The organism is Thalassospira xianhensis MCCC 1A02616, assembly GCF_003326475.1.
GTDB classification, from domain to species: domain Bacteria; phylum Pseudomonadota; class Alphaproteobacteria; order Rhodospirillales; family Thalassospiraceae; genus Thalassospira; species Thalassospira xianhensis.
On the sequence record NZ_JPWA01000010.1, the window covers coordinates 96,276 to 117,558 of the forward strand.

Consider the following 21,283-nt stretch of genomic DNA (forward strand, 5'->3'; position numbering starts at 1 on the left):
CAGCAAACATCACAATCTTATTTGAATTCTCGACACAGATGGCCCTTACCGAACAGAACGTAACGCGGCAAGAAGTTCGCGTTCGGCTTCCGACCGACCAGCATCCTCATCCTGCCCGTAAGGATCGGTCTCAGCTTCCGGTACGGATGATCCAACAGAACGCGCACCTGAACCATATCTGTCACCTGACGGTTCGGCTGGCGAAGACGCTGTCGGCCCTGTGCCGCGTTCGACATCGCGCATCAGACGGGCGGCAAGTTCTTCGGCCCGGGTTTCAACACCCTGCCGGTCATCAACCATGTCACTGCGCTCATGTCCGGCAGTATTTACTGCCCCGGCAAACTTTGCCCCGCTGCTACCACGCCGGGTTGCATTGGCATCACTTGCCGCCTTCTCCAGCCGGTTGGCAATGCTTTCTCCACGGTCGACCATGAAAGAAAGATCTTCGTTCAGCGCATTTGCCTTTTCAATATCCTCGCGCAGTTTTTCACCGGATTGCTCAGCCATTTCCTTTAATGCGCGGATCGATATTTCGGCACGTTCGTTGGCAGCGTTGAAAGCCGTCAAAAAATTCTGCATTTCCTCACGATTACGGCGGAAGGCCGCCAAACGACGGCTGAGGATCATGGCATATATGATTGTTGCCAAAAGCAGGACAATCATTACCAGATCAAGATAGATGGCATATTCCATCAACTGTCTTCCTCATTATGCCGCGCCCGGTCACGTACCTGGATCGCGATCCTGTCCCCCTTGCGCCCCATCATCCCCTTGAACAGGGGCACATCCCCGCACCGAACCTCGACAGGCGACGTCGGGCTGGTATTAAGAACCAAACGGTTGCCAACTTCCAGATTAATCACATCACCCAGCGACATGATCTGTTCGTCAAGTACGGCAAGAAGGTTGACGTGGGTTTGCCACAACTCGTTCGCCAAGTGGTTTTCCCAAATCGAGTCACGACCGAATTTTTCCCCCATGAACATCTGAAGCAGCAGTTCACGAACCGGCTCCAGTGTTGCATATGGGATCAGCAGTTCCAGACGACCACCGCGATCTTCCATATCAATGCGCAACTTCGCCACGATGGCGGCGTTGGCATGTCGTGCAATGGTCGCAAAACGCGGGTTGGTTTCAAGCCGTTCGAACCGGAACGTCACCGGGCTGAGTGGATCAAACGCAGCCGACAGATCCCCAAGAACCACATGGATCATGCGTTCAACAAGGTTGCGTTCAATCGTGGTATAAGGACGGCCTTCAATACGCATTGCCGCAGTCCCGCGACGCCCGCCAAGCAACACGTCCACGATGGAATAAATCAGCGCTGAATCGACCGTCAGCAACCCATAGTTATCCCATTCCTCGGCCTTGAAAACACCCAGCATGGCGGGCAACGGGATCGAGTTGAGATAGTCCCCGAAGCGTAGCGACAGAATGTTATCGAGAGAAACTTCGACGTTATCCGATGTAAAGTTACGCAACGAGGTGGACATCATGCGGACCAGCCGGTCGAAAACAACTTCAAGCATCGGCAGGCGTTCATAAGCCACCATCGACGAGTTGATGATCGCCTGAATACCTGACTGGTCGCCTGCGCCCGATCCGTCATCAAAGCCCAGAAGACTGTCAATTTCGTCCTGGTTCAGAACACGCGCGGATCCGGGGCCGACATCTTCGTCTTCGCCACCGCCATCTTCGTCACCAAGCATGGATTCCCATTCGGCAGCCATATCCTCGCCGCCGTCATCTCCATCCTCATCACCGCCAGCCATGGCTTCCCATTCAGCGGCGAGTGCGTCATCATCATCTTCATCTGCCATCGGCGATTTGTCCCTGGCTCTTTGGCCCGTTACCTTCTTGATGGTAGCTCTGGCATTGTCGCCGGCACCCTATTGTACCAGCATTTCCTTGAACAGAACGTCGTTAATTTTTGCCGGCTTGGCGGCGGCACTAACCCGGATCAGCAATTCCTCGCGCAGGCGGAACATCCCCTCGGAGCCAGCAAGGTCTTCGGGGCGCAACTCGCGAAGATAAACCTGAAAGTTGTCAACAATACGTGGCATCATCTGTTCGATCTGCGGCAACATGGCCTGATCGGCGACTTCCAGACTGACACGTATTTTAAGATAGCTTTGCTTGCCGCCACCGGCATTGAGGTTCACCAGAATTTCAGGAAGATCAACAAAGCCGACATTTTCCGGAACTCCCGGTGCTTCCTCAATTGCGCTTTCCGAAATGACTTCCTCTGTCTGCGTGCCACCACCACCGGTAAGCATATCGATCACCGGCTGTAAAAGCCCGGTAAAATACGCAGCCGCAGCGCCACCCAAAAGCAATAATACCAGCAAGATAACGACAACGAGCAGTTTTTTACTGCGCCCACCGCCACCATCCATTTCTATTTCGTCGACATCATCACCCATCGGCCTGCACTATCCCGTGTTCACACCCGTTACACTGTCCAGCAAACACTATGCCGGAATGATGAGGCATAACGCCTCGACGTTAAAATTCCGTTTCCCGCATCCTTCAGAATAGCGGGCATAGTTATCAATCTAATATACGGGCCCGGGGTTGCCACCCCCTTCCGGGAACCAACCCGACCTGATAGCACGGCAAGTTCTTCCAAAGAGCCCAACCTTTTAACAGGGCAACAAATGCCGACCCAGAATTATCACCATAATTTCAATATGTTACTACGACTGGCACACCTTTCGCAAATAGCTTGCCCAGATCACTGACCCGATTTGGGAAACTGAGAATATGGAAAACGTTACCTACATCGCTTTGTCGCGCCAAAAGACGCTTCGCAGCATGATGAACAACATCTCCCAGAACCTGGCGAACATGAACACGACCGGGTACAAGGAAGAGAAAATGATGTTCACGGACTGGATCGCGAAGAACAAGGATGCGCCGTTCCGGGGCGAGCGTGAAATCTCGCTTGTTCAGGATATCGCACAATTCCGCGACACACGCGTGGGTAACATTGAAAATACCGAACGACCGCTGGACGTAGCATTGAGCCAGCCGGATATGTTCTTTGCCGTGCAGACACCCAGCGGGACCCAATATACCCGGAATGGCAATTTCAGCCTCGATCCGGGTGGACAGTTGATTACCAATGAAGGGTATCCGGTCCTGAGTGATGCCGGTCAACCGATCTTCTTTAACGAAGCCGACAATCTGATCGAAATCAAGGGTGACGGCAGTATCTCGACCGATATCGGCCAGATTGGCAAGCTGCAGGTCGTTACTTTCGACAACGTTCAGGAAATGAATGTAACCGGCAGCTCGCTTTACAGCGTCGTCAAAGACAACCCGAATGATCCCGATGGCGCCCAGCCGGTTGACAATCCCGGCGTCGTTCAGGGGGCTCTGGAAAAATCCAACGTCAATCCGATCAGTTCGATGACCCAGATGATTGATGTATTGCGCACCTATCAGTCGGTGACGCGATCGCTCGAAAGCGAGAACGAGCGTCAACGCAACATGATCAGCAAACTGGGCGATGTTCGCGCCTGATTAACCGGGCGCCCTGCCCCGAAGTAAAGAATTCAAATGCGCCGTCGGCGCAGACCCAGGAGACAGAAGATGCGGTCACTTGATATTGGAGCCCTTGGCATGCAGGCACAGTCCACCAACGTGGATGTGACCTCGCACAACATCGCCAACATGACCACAACCGGCTACAAACGCCAGCGCGCCGAATTTCAGGATTTGCTCTATCAGGACCTGCGTCGCGCCGGGTCTCCATCGTCGGATACCGGCACAATTGTCCCCGTTGGCATCCAGGTTGGTCTCGGCGTAAAAACTGCCGCAATTGGCCGCTATATGGGTCAGGGCACGCTGACGCTCACCGAGAACGAACTTGATGTCGCAATTCAGGGGCGCGGCTATTTGCAGATTGATTTGCCAAGCGGTGAAACGGCTTATACCCGTGATGGCACACTGAAACTCGACGCCAATGGCCAGCTTGTCACGAAAGACGGCTTTGCCGTGCAGCCTGGCATCACTGTGCCGGACAATGCAACGTCAGTCACAATCAATACATCTGGCGAAGTATTTGCAGAAATCGATGGTCAGGTTGCACTTCAGAACCTTGGTCAGATCCAGCTTGCTACCTTCATCAACCCGGCAGGTCTTGACGCTTTGGGTGACAACCTGTTCCTTGAAACCGAGGCCTCCGGGGACCCGGCAACCGGTGTTCCCGGCGGGGTTGGCTTTGGTACCCTCCAACAGGGTTATCTGGAATCCTCAAACGTCAACGTGGTTCAGGAAATCACCAACCTGATCAAGGCACAGCGTGCTTACGAGATGAACTCGAAATCGATTTCGACCACAGACGAAATGATGAGCGCGGTCAGTAACCTGCGTTAATTCGGTTCGTCTCTGGGATAACAGGACTGTTCGGACAGAAATTGCGCGGGTCACCGAAAAACCGGTTGTCCGCGCAAACTGCATTTACGCGATTTACACAGTTCCGTGCTATGGTTGTCGCATGAAAATACAGAAAATATTCCTCATACTTGCATTGCTGTTTCCGGCCTTGCTGAGCAATCCTGGGCAGCCGCACGCGCAATCATCATCCGGCACACGGGAAATGGATGCAAATATCCTGCTGCGCCCGGATGCGATCGTTGAGGGGCAATATGTAACCTTGGGGGATATTTTCAGCGGCATCGATCTTGAGCAAAGCGACATTCCTGTCGCTCATGCTCCGCAACCCGGACGTCAAACCGTTCTTGATTATCGCTGGCTTTATGGAATCGCCCAACGACACAAGGTGCAATGGCGCCCGCGCACCGCAGCCGATCAGATCGTGATCACACGCGCCAGTCAGACCATCTCGATAGACGAGATTGCCGATGCCATCAAAGATGCGCTCACTGATCACGGTATAAAGCCCCCCTTTAATGTTGATCTGTCAGGCGAAACATTTCAAATCCACCTGCCTGTTGACGTTCCGGCTGCAGTCGAAATTACCGGATTGGATGTCAACCAGCGAACCAACCGGTTCATCGCGAATGTCACAACCGGTTCGCAAACCGCCCAGCGCCGCACCTACCGAATGAGCGGCAGATATTTCCCGCTGGCCCAGATACCGGTTGTTGTGGAACCAATCCGGCGGGGCGCTGTCGTTCGCCCTGATCAGGTTGAATACAAGAATATCCGGACAGAACGTCTTCCGGCCGGCACCATCAGTGACATCGATGATGTCGTGGGCAAAGAGGCATTACGCCCTGTCAAACCCGACGAACCACTGATGTTTCGCGATTTTTCCAACCCGATCCTGGTCAGACGCGGGGCACTGGTCACAATCCGGCTGGTGACGGAAAATATGTCCCTGACGGCACGTGGCAAGGCACTGGAAGACGGCGCAAAAGGATCAGTCATTCGTGTCATGAACATGACCAGCAACAAAACCATTCAGGTGGAAGTTGTTGCCGAGAACGAGGTCCGCGCCCTGCCGGCAATGTCGCAGTAACGAGACAATTACCAACCAATCCCGATCAAATTCAAAGACTTGCACACCCGGCAAGCTTTGCCCTTATAGCCTCGGCAATCTGGCATGAGGATTGCGTAAATACCGGCAGGAATCCCAGGAGGAATAAATGCCCGGTAATCATTTCCAGATTTCGATGCGCCGTCTGGCGCTCGTAACCAGTTTGATTGGTGCGACAGCGCTGCTTTCTGGCTGCAATGCCATGAAGCGACTTTCCGAAGTTGGCGAAGCACCAAAACTGTCGGCAATCGATAACCCGACCCAATCCGAGACCTACCGACCGGTGAGCCTGCCAATGCCGGCCCCCCAGGTCGCGGAAAGCAATCCGAACTCGCTTTGGCGTTCCGGTGCGCGTTCCTTCTTCAAGGATCAGCGCGCCAACCAGGTCGGCGATATCCTGACAGTTGTCGTAGACATGCAGGATAGTGCCGCATTGGCCAACACAACCGCACGATCACGCACCAACAGCGAGGATCTTGCAGTACCAAACCTTTTCGGCCTCGAGTCCGAATTCACCAAAGTATTGCCGGAAACGCTCAACCCGTCATCGATGTTCGATATGAACAGCGCGACATCCAACAGAGGCAGTGGCACGCTTGACCGTAACGAAGCAATTGATCTGCGTGTGGCAGCCATCGTTATTCAGGTTCTTCCGAACGGCAACTATGTCATTCATGGCCGTCAGGAAATCAGGGTCAATAGCGAAGTGCGTGAGGTTCAGATCGCGGGCGTCATTCGCGCAGCAGACATCACTTCAGCCAACGAAGTCGAATATGACAAAATCGCCGAGGCGCGTATTTCTTACGGTGGCCGCGGTACGATTTCCGATGTTCAGCAGCCGCGCTACGGCAGCGAAATCATGGATGTCATCCTGCCCTTCTGACCGAACCTGATCGCCTGCATTTTCCTGGGCTTCCGCAGGCAGTCACAATTAATAAAACCGGCCTTCCCGAAGGCCGGTTTTATTGTATCTGGACATGCCCGAAAGAAAAAAGGTCCGGCTGCGTATCGCAACCGGACCTTTGATTTTGGTTATCCCTAACCAGTATTCCCCCACAGAGCCTTGGCTTTTGCCTTTTGGCCGGATCAACGCAGGCGCGACCCTTATTTCTTCCCGACGCGATCAGTCGTCGCGGCGAGTGCGCTCCATCCGTTCGTGGCGTTCCTGGGCTTCAATGCTCAGGGTCGCAATCGGACGAGCTTCAAGTCTTTTAAGGCTGATCGGCTCGTCGGTTTCTTCACAGTAACCATATGATCCGTCTTCAATTCGACGCAAAGCAGCATCAATTTTTGAAATCAGCTTACGCGCCCTGTCACGAGTGCGGAGTTCCAAGGCCCGGTCTGTTTCGGCCGATGCACGATCGGTCAAATCCGGTTCCTGAAGTCCCCCGCCATCCTGCAGGCTCGCTAATGTTTCCGAAGATTCTTGCAGCAGTTCAGCCCGCCAGGCCAAAAGCTTCTGCCGGAAATATTCCCGCTGGCGCGGGTTCATGAACTCTTCGTCCTCAGCGGGACGATAGTCTGGTGGTAGCGTGATAGTCATGTACGCCCTCTATACAGGACTCATCGAACGCGCGGCAATATAGAGGGCGCGCGCAATGGGTGCAAGCTGATTGAACAAATAAATCTGAATTAGTGAGAAAGCCTTTGTAACCTTGGGTTTCGCAACCAAAATTATTCTCGAAACCACCGATTTCAAGCTAATCCCGAAACCTCAAGCTTTGCCAGTTCCACCTGCGCACGCAGATCAATCTCGTCCAGCACAGAAGAAAGAGCAGGATCGGAAATATTTTCGCGTTGTTGATCCAGCAACCCGACAAGCTGGCGTAACCGGCTGGCAGGCAGAGTCCCACTCAGCAGCGCGTCACGCACCCCCTCAAGCTGCTCAAGCAGGCTTTCGGCTCTGAGAACCGCGTGTTTTTTCGGGGAGTCAAGCGCATCACCACTTTGCTGCAAAGCCAGCAGGGCATCAAGCGCACTGACTGTGCCCGCACTATGCACACCACCGGTTCCGCTTGCTCCGCCAGTGGAATCGAGTGAGCGAATGGCATCGGCAAAACCACCAGCACCACCACCGCCAGATGTTTTCTTGCGCGACGTGTTGCTTGTACCTGTTGCCTTGGATCCGCTGACCTTCATTTTTAACTTCCGCCTGCTATGTGGTAAGCTTTCCGGGATCGAACATGCAGTCATGACCATATCAATCAGCACTGCCAAACTCGTCGACCCAATCCGCACCGCCCCTTGGCAGTGATCCGGACGGGGTCGAGTCTCCCCCAAAGTGCCGATTGGCGCAACGGGAAAAAAATGCCGGGTCGTCATGACACTAGTGCCGTGCAGCTTTTCGGCACATCAAAAAAACACTGATTTTCCGATAACTTCGGCAATTCACGACCCCAAGCTACCGCTTTCTGTCATCTGGCACGGTTTTCGCAGAAGTGGTTCCCGAATTGTATCGGATGGCTCCCATCCTCGGAAGCGGAACAAAGAATATGATCACAGGTCTCGGCAAATATGTAGTGAAGGCAGCAGCACTTGGCGCTCTGGGCATTGTTGCCCTGATGCAGGTTGCTCCGGCGAATGCCCAGTCGCGTATCAAGGATATCGCGGACTTCGAAGGCGTTCGCGACAACATGCTGGTCGGTTACGGCCTTGTTGTCGGCCTGAACGGCACAGGCGACGACCTTGGCGATGCTGACTTCACCCGCCAAAGCCTTGTCGCCATGCTTGAACGCCTTGGTATCAACGTACGTAGCCAGATCGACGACATTGATTCTGATAATATCGCGGCCGTAATGGTCACCGCCACCCTGCCGCCCTTCTCTCGCCAGGGTTCACGCCTTGATGTATCCATCAGCGCAATCGGCACTGCCGAAAGCCTTCAGGGTGGAACCCTTCTGGTGACACCGATGGTCGGCGCCGACGGCGAAGTTTATGCCGTTGCCCAAGGCAATCTTGCGGTTGGCGGTTTTTCCGCCGCCGGCAATGCCCAGACAGTGGTCAAAGGTGTTCCGACATCTGGACGTATTGCCAGTGGTGGTATCGTTGAACGCGAAATCGACTTCAACCTGAATTCCATGCAGAACATGTCCGTTGTTCTTCGCAACCCCGATTTCACGACGGCAAGCCGCATCGCCGAAGCCGTTAATGCCTATCTTGGTGAAGTCGCAGCCCGCCCAAGCGACCCGGGCACCGTTCGCATCAACATTCCTGAACGCTACAATCAGGATGTCGTGGCTTTGTTGACCGACATCGAGCAGCTTCGCGTCGAACCAGACCAGATCGCACGCGTCGTCATTGATGAAAACACCGGTACGATCGTGATGGGCGAAAATGTTCGCATCAACCGCGTTGCAATCGCACAGGGCAATCTGACCATCCGTGTCACCGAGACCCCACAGGTATCGCAACCTTCTCCGTTCTCCCAGACCGGCACGACCGAGACTGTCGACCGGACCAATATCGAAGTGGATGAAGGCGAGGATAACCAGCTTGGCGTGCTTGAAAGTGGCGTCAGCCTGCAGGAACTGGTCAACGGCCTGAACAGTCTTGGTGTTGGCCCGCGCGACATGATCACCATTCTTCAGGCGATCAAAACGTCCGGCGCCCTCCAGGCCGAAATCGAGGTGATGTGATGATGATCGACAGCACCAGCGCCCTGATGGCGCAAGCCCAGGCATCCGCCCAGTACGGCGCACAGAATAACGTAACCAACCGCGCCAGCCAGTTGACGGATGGCCACATCAAAACCGACGCACAGGCCCGTAAAGCCGGTGAAGAATTTGAGTCCATGTTTCTTGGCCAGATGCTGAGCCACATGTTTGCCGGCATCGAAACCAACGAAATGTTTGGTGGCGGTCACGGCGAGACCATGATGCGCTCCCTGCTGGTTGACGAATACGCCAAAGAAATGACCCGCGCAGGTGGCATCGGAATTGCAGATGCCGTTACACGCGAAATTCTCAAGGTGCAGGAAGGATAATGACCATGACCACCGAACAGATGGTTATCGAGCTTAAAAGCGTCACATATGACCTTATTTCCCTTCTGGAGCGTGAAACCCAGGGGCTGCGCAAGCTCGAAATTGCCGAGTATGAGCAATTCGTGTCGGAAAAATCTGCCCTGTCGATGCAGTACGAACAGCTTGTCGTCAAATTGCGCGCGCGCGGTTCAGAGCTCCGCCAGTTGGCCGAGGACGACAAGGCGGAGCTTCGAGACCTGCAAGCCGAATTCCAGCAGGCCGCCCGCCGCAACATGACCGCCCTCCAGGCCGCCAAGGCCACCAACGAACGCATGGTCAATGCCATCGTTCGTGCGGTGAACGACAAGGCCAAGGAAGACTGCACGACCTATAACCGTTCCGGCCAGACCGGCAAGGCATCCCTTGGTGGCTACGGCCGCCCGACCAGCAAACCTGGCACGTCTTACAGCGTTAACGAAACGCTCTAGGGGTAAAGGCGAAGATCATGTCACTGACCCAGGCACTTAACAGCGCAATTTCCGGCCTCAATACCGCACAGGCCCGCATTTCGATCACCTCTTCGAATATCTCGAACGTGAATACCCCCGGCTATTCGAAGAAGATCGCTGGCCAGGAAACTCTGGTGCTCGACGGGGTTGGTGCAGGTTCGCAGATCGGCGACATCTATCGCAATGTTAACGAGGGTCTTGTGCGTGAAATGCGCGGCGAGCTTGGCAAAGCTGGACGGGAAGAAGTCCGGTTTGAATTCTTCAAGCGCATCCAGACCCTGTTTGGGACGCCTCAGTCTGACGGTGCGATAAGCCAGCGCATCAGTGATCTTGCCGACGCCTTCGAGCAGCTTGGCAATACACCGGAACAGAACTCGCCAAAAGTCGAAGTGATCGAAAGCGCCATTCAGGTGATGGATGCGTTCGAGAACCTGTCCGAACAGATCCAGCACATGCGGGGCGACATCGACAAGAACATCTCTGATGAAGTCGATAGCGCCAACGTATTGCTGAACGAGATCGCCGAGCTCAATACGGATGTCGTGCGTCAGAGAAACCTTGGACAGCCGACCACCGAGCTTGAAGACCAACGCGATCAAAAAATTAATGCGCTGTCCAAGATCATGAACGTCACCACGTATAACCGCGGCGATGGCTCCATGGTCCTGTTTACGGCCAATGGTAGCCGTACCCTTCTGGACAGAAGTCCTGCGACCCTGACATTCAGCCCGACTGCCGGTTTTGAACCTGGCACAGGTGGATCGGGTATAATGCTGAATGGCGAGGATATTACCGATGTCATGCAGACCGGGACGATCAAGGGCCTGCTTGAAATGCGTGACCAGGAATTGCCGCGCCTGAACGACCAGATCAACGAACTGGCCGGTGAATTGCGTGATGCCATCAACGAAGAGCACAACAAGGGTACTGCCTTCCCACCACCAACCAACCTGTCGGGCAACCGCATGGTCGCGGGATCGGACCCGTTGACGGCATCCGGTACATTTCGGATCGCAGCGTTAACTGCCAATGGAGAATTATCTGCCGACGACAGTTGGGCCGACATCACATTGCCAACGGTTCCCGCAACGGTGCAAGGCCTTATTGATGCAATCAACGCGTCTGATGCCGGCGGCTATCTAACCGCATCACTGGTTGACGGCCAGATGGTAATCGAAGGCATCGACGGCAGCCGCATTTCAATTAATGAAATGACCAGCGCCATCACCACGAGCGACGGTCGAGAACAGGGATTTTCCCACTATTTCGGTCTGAACGACTTTATTTCCACGACGAAACGCTCCGACACTATGACGTCGTCCCCGCGCGACAGTGCAACAGCAGCGTTGAATGTGACGGCGAATTCAATGGTCATCAGTGCCGGTAGCGGTGTTCTGACAACACCGGGCATTACCGTCAACTATGCGGCAACCGACAGCCTAACCGACGTGCGCGATGCCATCCGCACCGCTCTGGAAGGTGCGGGCATGACCGCAGAAGATGCTGCCGAAATGGCATATATTGTCGACGACGGTGATCGTTCTCGTCTGGTGCTGAGCTATACGGCAAACATGACGATAACCGACAATGGTAACATGGCCAAAACAATCGGCATGACCGAAGACATGCCGACACTGGCTGGCAATATGGATATCGACAGTGTGATCAAAAACGATCCGGCCCGCATCGTACGCGGACAAATGAATGCCGATGTCTATGGAACATCAAATGCGGTTGTGGATTCTTCGGCAGCTATCCCCAATCTCGGCCCACTGGTACCGCCGCCGCTAAACTATACGCTGACCGTCAGCGGCCCTTTTTCCGACGTGAATATCGATTATGACAGCGGTTCGTCACTGGAAGATATCGCAAATGCTATCAATAACAGCGCAATCCTGTCCGACAACAATATCACGGCCGACGTTATCTATGACAGCAGCATCGGCGGTTATAAATTGCAGGTAACCGACGCCGATGGTGATCCGTTCTTTTTCCAGGATAGCGGCCTTCCTTCTGCAGACAGCCTGACAACGGTTCTGGGATTGGGTATCAATTACGGTATTCACGAAGGTGACAATAGTGCCGCCCTTGCACTTAGCAACACGTTCGAACGTACCGATATCGATTTCGAATCTGCAGGCGGCCTGTCTGCCGAAAGGACGTCACTAACCGATTTTGCTGCTGGAATTATTGCAACTTCTGCGACCAAGGCGTCCGTTGCCGCGAGCAACTATGAGTTCCAGTCCTCTCTGGTAACGGATCTCGATACCCGCATCCAGAATGAGGCCGGGGTCAACCTTGACGAAGAAATGTCCGATTTGATCATTTTCCAGCGGGCTTACAGTGCATCCGCACGGGTTATTTCGACCGTGGATGAATTGTTTGATACGCTGCTGAATGCGGTTTAAGCTACCGCATAAAATGGAGACAGTAAGATGGTAACGCGCGTTGCAACTTACACAAGCCACACATTGCTTTCGAACCTGGCGTTGAAAAACGCATCAAAGGTTGCGGATCTGAATACCCAAGCGTCGAGCGGTTATAAATCGCGCGAATATTCGGGTATTGCAGAAAGTACGCAACGCTTACTGAATCTCGAAGCAGAATATACCCGCACCGACCAATATCTTCGAAACGCAACCCAGGCCAAACTGCGTCTGCAATCGATGGAAACGGCCGTCGATGAAATGACTTCCGTTGCGGTCAAGATGAAGACCCTCCTGATTCAGGCACTCAGTGCCAATCAATCCGACGATGTCAATCTTGACAATGAAGCCACACAGGCGATGCAACAGCTTGCCGGTTTGCTCAACACCAATCTGGATGGGCGTTTCCTCTTTGCTGGCGGACGATCCGATCAGCCCGCAGTCGATATCGACAAAATCTATCCTGCGGATAACTATGCCAGCGGAGAAACCTCCATCAGCGCAGCCGATACGCTCGCCTCGCTGGGGGTTACCGACGGCACGATCGAGATTGTCAGCTCTGATAGCGATGGCAATACGGTTACGACAAACATCCCCTATGTTGCGGCAACAACGACCATTGGCGACCTGATTAACACCATTAACGGCAATACCGCCAATGGTGCGACGTCAAGTCTTCGCCCGGTTTCATCCGGCGGATCACCCCGATTGAATATCGAGAATGTGGGTAACGGATCCATTACGTTGAACGAAATCGGTGGCGGCAACATACTGGAAGCCCTTGGGCTTACCAAAATTCCGAATCCGCGAAACGACACGGCCTACTATTCCGGTGACCAGCAGGTTCTAAGTACCCGCGTCGACAAGAATTATGATATTTCATACGGAATTCTTGCTGATGCCCCTGCATTCCAAAGCCTTATTCAGGGGTTGGGGATTGCCGCAGGTACAACTGATCAGGAAGCACTTGGACAGGCACTTGATCATATCAATGATGCCATCGAAAACCTTCCGAACATTCAGGGTAAAATCGGTCTTGATATCGCCAACCTTGAACGCTTTGAAGGCAGCCACGCTGATTTCAAGGTTTTCGCGAGCCAAGCCATTGCGGATATCGAAGGCGTTGATATTCCGCTGACCCTTGTCGAACTGGCCCAGCACGAGACAGCATTAAACGCGAGCTTCATGACGATCTCCCGTTCATCCGAGCTAAGTCTGGTAAACTATCTGAGATAATTTGCGAAAAGCCTTCTTGTATTCAGCCTTTCAAAGGCACACACATACAATCAACCAAACATCAGCGCGCCGGAGTTAGAATGGCAATGGACCCCGAAAAGGCCACCGACAAGACCGTACCCGAGTCCGTGGTAGTTGAAACCCGGTTTGGCAATATAGAGTTTAGCTGGGACAAGGGCATCTATATGCCGATTGGCCTTTTGGGTTTTCCTGACCATCATGTCTTTGGTCTGGCAAACATTCCCAATACCAACCTGGATCAGTTCAAGCTTTATCAAAGCCTGACCGATGCAAATCTGTCCTTCATCGTGGCCCCTTACAATATGGATAGCCAGATGATCGATCAAAAGGACATTGATCTTGCACTTTCCAGCCTTGCAATCGAGGCAAAAAACCTGGCAGTCCTGATGGTTGTCACGGTGCGCAGTGCACCGGATGGCAAAGGCATTACCATGTCGACCAATCTGCGGGCTCCGGTCTTTATTGACACGGAACGCCAGATTGCCTGGCAGCACATTATTCCCAACGACAAATATTCCGTTCAGCACGATCTGTAAAACCGGAAGTTGCCCACTTGCCCGGCAGATATTGCCGGGCAATGCTTTTATTCCCCTCAAATCACGGCCCAAAACTGGCACGCTCGTTGCTTAATACTCTGGTATTCAGGCTCTCGAGCAAACGAAACACACGATAACCGTGATGGGACACGGGCTTCGAGAGCATTTTTTCAGACTACACAGGCTCCGATGGGGCCATCCATGTAGGAGGGAAGTATGGCTCTTAATATTATCTCGAACTATGCTGCAAACGTTGCACACCGCAACTTGCAGGAATCCGACACCATGGCGACCCGGTCGCTTTCAAAACTGTCGTCGGGTACCCGTGTTGTTTCGGCTCGTGACGATGCTGCCTCGATGGCAATCGGTGCCCGTCTGAACGCAACCACCCAGGCACTTAAAACGGCAACCGTCAACGTTGGTCAGGCCAACTCGATGCTGCAGATTGCCGATGGTGCAATGGCAACCATCGACGATGTTCTTGTTCGCATGAAAACGCTGGCAACCCAGGCTGCTTCCGGCAACCTGTCAGACACCGAACGCGGCTTCCTCGACGATGAATTCCAGCTTCTGAAAGACGAAATTGATCGCATCGCATCGTCAACCAACTTCAACGGCGTTCAATTGCTTGGCGATGGTGGCGATGTTGATATCAACTTTACTAACGTTGGTGCCGGTACCGGCGCGGACCTGAGCAATGCCAACGGCTTCTCCGGCTTTGCGATTACCGACAACAACTTCTGGGCAAGTGACGATACAGAAGATGGTGTTGCCGACAACAACTTTGCTGTCGATATCACCCAGGGTCCGGGCAACTCGGTTATTATGACCATTACCGCGAATGTTGATAATGGCGGCACCGGTACACCGACTTCCACCACTCAGAGCATCGACATCACCAGCTACCAGACTGCCGGTGACAACGAAGTTGGCGTCGGCCAACAGGCCAGCTTGAACTTCGACGAGATCGGCCTGTCCATCACGTTCAACTCTGGCATTACGGCTGTTGTTGATGCTGCTGTTGGCGGCACCGCATTTGGTGAAGCCGCTAACGCTGGCAACGGCACCATTAACATGTTGGCCGACAACGGCCAGCGCTTCAACGCCGATGTCAACTTCCAGATCGGTGCAAACAATACCGCCGCCGACCGTCTTTCAGTCACCCTGACCCGTGTGGATCTTGACACTCTTGGTCTTGCGACAACCATAATCGGCGATCAGGCAGGAGCACAGGCGGGTATCGAAAGTGTAAACTCGGCAATTGATGCCCTGCAGGCTGCCCGCGCGTCGATCGGTACGTTCCAGAACCGCCTCGACTTCGCTGGTCAGAACCTGTCAACCACAACAGAAAATACCGAATCAGCCCGGTCTGTCCTGCTTGACCTTGACGTCGCATCTGAAATGACCACGTTCACCTCGAAGCAAATTCTGGTGCAGTCCGGTGTCGCCATGCTGGCACAGGCTAACCAGATGCCGCAGAACCTGCTGCGTCTGCTGCAACAGTAAACTATCTGCAAGGCAGTCCGCAAAAGGTGCGACCTCATTAGAGGCGCACCTTTTGCTGCCGATAAGGCATTTCCAAAGCAGATCGTCATCCCCGCGAAGACGGGTATCCATTATATTTTGATGGGATATAGATTCTTGGTCGGCGCACCGCTCCGCACGGAATGACGATTTTGCTCCATTCCAGGCTTTGTCAATAATTCGAGGCCTTTTGGCATTGCCCCCCCCGACAGGGTGACGACCTCCGGGTCCGCGGCCCCGTTGCCCGCTTCGGCCCCTTCCGGCCATGACGGCACGCCCAACAACCGATGAAGCCCGGACAAACTTCGGGCTTACGGCCACCAACTCTCCACCACCGGCGGACCACAATCCACTGCTGCCATTGCTGCCGCTTCCGGCAAATACGGGGTCCCTTCCCCGAAAAGACGCACCTCTCCCGCCATGACCAACAAGCATTTTGAACCGTGTTAGAACCAGCGCATTATGCCCCCATAATGGCTCCGCCATCCGCTGGTCAGTATCCTGCGGATCGGCTCGCCGCTCCGTCTGCATCCCCATCCCTGTCTGTGTCTTTGTCCCTGCACCCTGATGACCTCTCTGGTCTGGCCCCGAACGCAAAAACCCGCAAAGCGCATCTGGCTTTGCGGGTTTCGGTCCGGGTGTATTTCTCCCGTTGATTTTTCTCTTATGCCATAAATGAAAGAACAAATCAAGAACTTTATTTAAAAAACGGCATGAGGCAGCAGGCAAAACATTCCCAAGCAGCCTGTCATTCCCGCGAAGGAAAGAATCCATTATATTTCAATTCGATATCGACCTATACTCAGCACTCCGCTTTGCTCGGAATGACGACTTTGCTCCATTCCGCGCTTGGTCAACAATCCGGGGAGTGACCTCCAGAGCCGCTGTTTTCTTCTTTAATGACATTCAGGCACTTTCGATTCGAACCGATTCGTGCTTTTCAACACTTTCAGGGCGAAAACGCTATCATCCCCCCACTGAAAACAACTTCAAATATTCGGAATATCAACGGTATATCTATATTAACATATTGATTTAAAATACATTTTCATCAATCAACAAATTACTGGACATACATATCATCCATATGTATATTTCGTGGTACAAAGTTTTGCTTCTGCTGATCAGGAAGAACATCAGAAGCATATCTGGCAATGTTGCCAGGTTTCAGAACGGCATGATGCCGTTTGAGCTATCCATGTAGGAGATATAAAATGGCTCTCAATATCATTTCCAACTATGCTGCCAACGTTGCACACCGTAACCTGTCTGCTTCAGACGAAGCAGCAACACGTTCCCTGTCGAAACTGTCGTCGGGTACCCGTGTTGTTTCCGCTCGTGACGATGCTGCCTCGATGGCAATCGGTGCACGTCTGAACGCAACCACCCAGGCGCTTAAAACGGCAACCGTCAACGTTGGCCAGGCCAACGCGATGCTGCAGATTGCCGATGGTTCCATGGCAACCATCGACGATGTTCTCGTTCGCATGAAAACGCTGGCAACCCAGGCTGCCTCTGGCAACCTGTCGGACACCGAACGCGGCTTCCTGAACGATGAATTCGGACTTTTGCAGGAAGAGATTGATCGTGTTGCGTCATCAACCAACTTCAACGGCATTCAGTTGCTTGGCGATGGTGGCGACGTTGATATCAACTTCGCAAACGTTGGTGCTGGCACCGGCGCAGACCTGAGCAATGCCAACGGCTTCTCGGGCTTTGCGATTACCGATAACAATTTCTGGGCAACCGACACCAACGCCGTCCTGACCGATAACACCTTCGCAATTGATATCACCCAGGGCCCCGGTAACTCGGTTATCATGACCGTTACTGCAACCATCGAAGGTGCCGCAACCACCCAGAGCTTGGACATCACCAGCTACCAGACTGCCGGTGACAACGAAGTTGGCGTCGGCCAACAGGCAAGCTTGAATTTCGATGAAGTCGGCCTGTCCATCTCGCTCAACTCTGGCATTACGGCTGTTGTTGATGCGGCTGTTGGCGGAACGGCATTCGGTGAAGCCGCTAACGCGGGTAACGGCACAGTTAACATGCTCGCTGACAATGGTCAGCGCTTCAGCGCCGGCGTCGATTTCCAGATTGGGTCGAACAATACTGCCTCTGATCGCCTGTCGATTACGCTGAGCCGTGTTGACCTCGAAAGCCTTGGTATTGATGGCGACGATATCAGCACCCAGGCTGGCGCTCAGACTGCGATCGAAAACGTCAACTCTGCAATCGATACCCTGCAGGCTGCCCGTGCATCGATCGGTACGTTCCAGAACCGTCTCGACTTCGCTGGCCAGAACCTGGCAACCACCCAGGAAAACACCGAATCTGCCCGGTCCGTTCTGCTCGACCTTGACGTCGCGTCTGAAATGACCGCCTTCACCTCGAAGCAGATCCTGGTGCAGTCCGGTGTCGCCATGCTGGCACAGGCTAACCAGATGCCGCAGAACCTGCTGCGTCTGCTGCAGTAATCCGGATATCCGAGGAAGGATGGGAGTTAACCTCCCATCCTTCATCCGGATTATCCTTTGCCGCAAAGGCGGCATAGGAGGGTCAGATGGAAATCGTAATCGGCGCATATCAATCCCAGCGTTCTTCAGGCTCTTCTTCGGGTTCTGAAGTTTCTGCGTCACTCAATACGACAGGCCAATCTGCAACAATCAAAAGTGCGGTCACATCTTCTGACGCAAACCATTACAAGGCCGATGCCGGCGCTAGACTTCAGCAGGCACTGGCCAAGCTGGATATTCCCGAACTGTCCGAGCAGAATTCCCGTATCGAACTGAACTTCAATCAGGATACCGGTCGGGTTATCGCCAAGGTTACAGACCGTTTCAGCGGCGAAATTCTTAGGGAAATTCCGTCCAAGGAACTGCAAAATCTTTTCGCGCAAATTCGCGAATATCTTGGCAGTGTCGTGGACGAAGAAATCTGATTTAGCATTTGGGCCTTTCGGAAAAGGCACGCTTCTTGCGTAAAAGATCGTGTTCAGGCAAGACGTGTAAAAGTTGCCGACCGACAAAGCCCAGGGAGCAAGGCAAATGAGCGGCGTAAACCTTAATAACATCTATGTCGGAGAGAACGGTCGAATTCAGCTTTCGGGCGGCTCTTCGAATATCGATTTCGTCGATGTCGTCGACAAAATGATCGCTGCACGCCGTTTGCCCGCAGATTCCCTTGAAAAACGTGTCGAAGCCAACGATGAAAAGCTTGCCGCGTTAAAAGAATTGCAGACCCTTGTCGGTACGCTCAAAGACACGATGGCCAACCTTTACGGCGCGACAAGCTTCGATAAGTCGAAAAACATCTTCGAAGCCAAACAGATTTTCGCATCCGCCTCGAACGGTGCAGGTACCGCATCCCCTGTCGGGCAATTGATGGGCGTAACCGCCAAAAATGCGGCTGCGGCCGGTACTTATAGCTTCGAGATCAGTCAGGTCGCATCCAAGCACAAGATCGCTAGCAACACCCAAGCCGTGAACCCGACCGACGATGCACCTGTTGGCGCAGGGACTTTCAATATATCAACGGCTACCGGCAATGCCGATATCACGGTTGCTGCCGACGACTCGCTGCTTGATATCCGCGATAAAATTAATGCCGTAACATCGAGCACCGGCGTTCAGGCATCAGTTGTAAAGGTTGCCGACGGACAGTCTACCCTGATTTTCACTTCAACCGCAGAAGGTGAAGACAACCGCATGACATTGAGTGATGTCAGTGGGACGGTATTGGCCGATCTTGGCGCAAATGAAATTGATCCGGGTAATAATGCCGAATTTACTCTTGATGGCATTGCTGTCTCTCGGTCGTCGAATGAAATTTCCGATCTGATCGACGGGCTGAGCATCAGCCTGTATGATGCCGAACCGGGCACAACGATCAAAATCGAAGTTGAACAGGACCTTAATCAGGCCAAGTCCGCCATTGTCGGATTTGTCGAAGCCTACAACGCTGTCCAGACATTTATAAACGAAAAGACGTTCGTTGACCCGATTACAGGCGAAAAGTCCGAAGATGCCATTCTGCTTGGCAACTCGGCGGTTAAGAATATCGAATCGTCGCTGCAGCAGCTTGCAGGTTCGTTTGCCAAAAACGTTACCGATCGCGCGGGCGAGACTGATTATTCAGTTCTGGCGGAAATTGGTATCGACTTTGTTCCTTATGGAACATCGGAAGATCCACTTTTGAATAAAACGCTGGAGCTTGATGAAACCAAGCTTGATGAGGCGCTTCTTAATCAATCGACCGAGGTTATGGAGCTCTTTAATTTCCGAGCTAAAACCGACAACGCCAACCTGACCATGACCGGTTTCAACGGTAAAACAGGCGGCGGCCAGTATGACTTTACGATCAATGCTGCTGGCGGAACCATTACCAGCGTGACTTATGACGTTACGATTGATGGTGTTACCACAACCGGAAAGAATGCTACTATCTCGGGCAACAGCATCACAACAGCGGATGGTTTGCGCCTGATTTACACTGGCGACGGAACCGCCGTTGAAAACGCAACGATAAATACCAGTGTTGGTCTCGGCACCCAGTTCTATTTTGAACTCGATAGCTTCCTTGACAAGGATGAAGGTGTTCTTTCGCAGGAAATCGAGTCCATCGAAACGCAGAATGCATCTTATGAAGACAAGATTGATCGCATTGACGAACGCCTTGTAAGGCAGCGCGAAAATCTTATGGATCGCTTCATTGCCATGGAAGCAGCACTTGCCCGGATGAAAAATATCCAGAGTTCTCTCGATGAATTGATGGCTGCTGGCAAAGATAGTGATTAACATTTAATACTCAGACATGCACACTGACAGGACGCCTAGCAGACCAAGGAGTGTAGCGTGAAAGAGCATGCAGCACACATATACAGAAACCAGCAAGTCAATACAGCCTCGCCGGCCAAGATGGTCTTCATGCTGTACGAGAAGACGCTATCCTGCTTGCAGGAAGCTCTGCGAGCAATTGATGCCCGGGATATCCAAAGCCGCTGTAATGCCAATTGTCGTGCTCTTGACCTGATTGCCCATCTCTCCAATACACTGGATATGGATCAGGGCGGTGAGATCGCGACCAATCTGGAACGACTTTATACCCATTGCATGCTGCGGTTAATGGATGTTGATCGCCATAACGATCCGCAGGCTGCACATGATGTTATCAAGCTTTTGACACCTCTTCGCGATTCTTGGGCAACACTTGCCGAAAGAAGCGAGAACGAAATGCGCCAGGCAATCCTTGCGGCACAACAGACTCAGCAACCTCGCCCGCAGTCCTATCCGCAAGCAGATCGACAGGACGCAGAAGACAAAGAACAACGTCCCAAATCAGGTCTTTCGATTTCTGCCTGAACCATCAATTTTCAAATGCTAAAGCTTCCGTCTTTTCTGACGGAAGCTTTTTTCATGCCCTATCGGCATGAAAAGCCCGGCAAAAAATGCCTTTGCCCACAATCAACGATTAAGTAGCTGATTCTTTATACGAATCCGAAACGCCCAAAACTGGCCCGTCTCTTGCAAATGTTCTGACACTGTTTTGAGAAGGACCATGTC

Annotated in this window: 20 protein-coding genes; 15 read left to right on the forward strand and 5 right to left on the reverse strand. The window is 53.1% G+C overall.

Annotation, left to right across the window (positions count from 1 at the left end; all coding sequences use genetic code 11):
* Window positions 1–45 precede the first annotated feature (45 nt).
* The 3 genes from TH5_RS10350 to TH5_RS10360 all read right to left on the reverse strand — a co-directional run bounded on the left by TH5_RS10350 (window position 46) and on the right by TH5_RS10360 (window position 2,423).
* Window positions 46–693, reverse strand: a complete 648-nt coding sequence (locus TH5_RS10350; RefSeq protein WP_114121794.1) for a DUF6468 domain-containing protein — start codon at window positions 691–693, stop codon at window positions 46–48.
* Window positions 693–1,820, reverse strand: a complete 1,128-nt coding sequence (gene fliM, locus TH5_RS10355; RefSeq protein ID WP_114121795.1) for a flagellar motor switch protein FliM — start codon at window positions 1,818–1,820, stop codon at window positions 693–695. The genes TH5_RS10350 and fliM overlap by 1 nt, the downstream gene beginning before the upstream one ends.
* Window positions 1,821–1,889: 69 nt before the next feature.
* The gene (locus TH5_RS10360; protein WP_062952887.1) at window positions 1,890–2,423 is read right to left on the reverse strand and encodes a flagellar basal body-associated FliL family protein; all 534 of its coding nucleotides are present in this window, start codon (window positions 2,421–2,423) and stop codon (window positions 1,890–1,892) included.
* A 340-nt stretch (window positions 2,424–2,763) separates the two neighbouring features.
* On the opposite strand from TH5_RS10360, the gene flgF reads away from it, so the two are divergent.
* The 4 genes from flgF to flgH all read left to right on the forward strand — a co-directional run bounded on the left by flgF (window position 2,764) and on the right by flgH (window position 6,389).
* Window positions 2,764–3,525: a flagellar basal-body rod protein FlgF gene (gene flgF / locus TH5_RS10365; protein WP_062952888.1), complete on the forward strand. Its 762-nt coding sequence runs from the start codon at window positions 2,764–2,766 to the stop codon at window positions 3,523–3,525.
* A 69-nt stretch (window positions 3,526–3,594) separates the two neighbouring features.
* Entirely contained in the window at window positions 3,595–4,380 is a 786-nt protein-coding gene (gene flgG, locus TH5_RS10370) for a flagellar basal-body rod protein FlgG (RefSeq protein ID WP_114121796.1), read from the forward strand.
* Between the two features lie 121 nt (window positions 4,381–4,501).
* Complete coding sequence (gene flgA / locus TH5_RS10375) at window positions 4,502–5,488, forward strand: flagellar basal body P-ring formation chaperone FlgA (protein ID WP_244204874.1); 987 nt, start codon at window positions 4,502–4,504, stop codon at window positions 5,486–5,488.
* Window positions 5,489–5,615: 127 nt separating this feature from the next.
* Window positions 5,616–6,389: a flagellar basal body L-ring protein FlgH gene (flgH, locus tag TH5_RS10380; protein ID WP_114121798.1), complete on the forward strand. Its 774-nt coding sequence runs from the start codon at window positions 5,616–5,618 to the stop codon at window positions 6,387–6,389.
* A 240-nt stretch (window positions 6,390–6,629) separates the two neighbouring features.
* Here the strand turns inward: flgH and dksA are convergent, their stop codons facing one another.
* Both dksA and TH5_RS10390 read right to left on the reverse strand, forming a co-directional pair.
* Entirely contained in the window at window positions 6,630–7,049 is a 420-nt protein-coding gene (gene dksA / locus TH5_RS10385; protein WP_007092332.1) for an RNA polymerase-binding protein DksA, read from the reverse strand.
* Between the two features lie 152 nt (window positions 7,050–7,201).
* A complete protein-coding gene (locus TH5_RS10390) occupies window positions 7,202–7,645 on the reverse strand; it encodes a flagellar assembly protein FliX (RefSeq protein ID WP_114121799.1) in 444 nt (147 codons plus the stop codon).
* A 353-nt stretch (window positions 7,646–7,998) separates the two neighbouring features.
* Between TH5_RS10390 and TH5_RS10395 the strand changes: the two genes are divergently transcribed.
* The 11 genes from TH5_RS10395 (at window position 7,999) to fliS (ending at window position 21,082) form a co-directional block, all read left to right on the forward strand.
* Entirely contained in the window at window positions 7,999–9,141 is a 1,143-nt protein-coding gene (locus TH5_RS10395) for a flagellar basal body P-ring protein FlgI (protein WP_114121841.1), read from the forward strand.
* Window positions 9,141–9,488, forward strand: coding sequence for a rod-binding protein (locus TH5_RS10400; protein WP_114121800.1), 348 nt, complete (start codon window positions 9,141–9,143; stop codon window positions 9,486–9,488). Before TH5_RS10395 ends, TH5_RS10400 begins: the two co-directional genes overlap by 1 nt.
* Before the next feature lie 5 nt (window positions 9,489–9,493).
* Window positions 9,494–9,955 carry a flagellar protein FlgN gene (locus tag TH5_RS10405; protein ID WP_147250092.1) on the forward strand — a complete coding sequence of 154 codons (462 nt, stop codon included), beginning with the start codon at window positions 9,494–9,496 and terminating at the stop codon, window positions 9,953–9,955.
* A 17-nt stretch (window positions 9,956–9,972) separates the two neighbouring features.
* Window positions 9,973–12,384 (forward strand): flagellar hook-associated protein FlgK, encoded by a 2,412-nt coding sequence (gene flgK / locus TH5_RS10410; RefSeq protein WP_114121802.1) that lies wholly within the window; start codon window positions 9,973–9,975, stop codon window positions 12,382–12,384.
* 27 nt (window positions 12,385–12,411) lie between these two features.
* The gene (locus TH5_RS10415) at window positions 12,412–13,638 is read left to right on the forward strand and encodes a flagellin N-terminal helical domain-containing protein (RefSeq protein ID WP_114121803.1); all 1,227 of its coding nucleotides are present in this window, start codon (window positions 12,412–12,414) and stop codon (window positions 13,636–13,638) included.
* Between the two features lie 80 nt (window positions 13,639–13,718).
* Window positions 13,719–14,195 (forward strand): flagellar assembly protein FliW, encoded by a 477-nt coding sequence (gene fliW / locus TH5_RS10420; RefSeq protein ID WP_114121804.1) that lies wholly within the window; start codon window positions 13,719–13,721, stop codon window positions 14,193–14,195.
* Between the two features lie 216 nt (window positions 14,196–14,411).
* Window positions 14,412–15,701 (forward strand): flagellin N-terminal helical domain-containing protein, encoded by a 1,290-nt coding sequence (locus tag TH5_RS10425; RefSeq protein WP_114121805.1) that lies wholly within the window; start codon window positions 14,412–14,414, stop codon window positions 15,699–15,701.
* A 1,232-nt stretch (window positions 15,702–16,933) separates the two neighbouring features.
* Window positions 16,934–18,199, forward strand: a complete 1,266-nt coding sequence (locus TH5_RS10430) for a flagellin N-terminal helical domain-containing protein (RefSeq protein ID WP_114121806.1) — start codon at window positions 16,934–16,936, stop codon at window positions 18,197–18,199.
* A gap of 86 nt (window positions 18,200–18,285) precedes the next feature.
* Window positions 18,286–18,663 (forward strand): flagellar protein FlaG, encoded by a 378-nt coding sequence (locus TH5_RS10435; protein ID WP_114121807.1) that lies wholly within the window; start codon window positions 18,286–18,288, stop codon window positions 18,661–18,663.
* A gap of 106 nt (window positions 18,664–18,769) precedes the next feature.
* Window positions 18,770–20,518, forward strand: a complete 1,749-nt coding sequence (fliD, locus tag TH5_RS10440; protein WP_114121808.1) for a flagellar filament capping protein FliD — start codon at window positions 18,770–18,772, stop codon at window positions 20,516–20,518.
* Window positions 20,519–20,575: 57 nt separating this feature from the next.
* Window positions 20,576–21,082, forward strand: coding sequence for a flagellar export chaperone FliS (gene fliS, locus TH5_RS10445; protein WP_114121809.1), 507 nt, complete (start codon window positions 20,576–20,578; stop codon window positions 21,080–21,082).
* The last annotated feature ends 201 nt before the right edge of the window (window positions 21,083–21,283 follow it).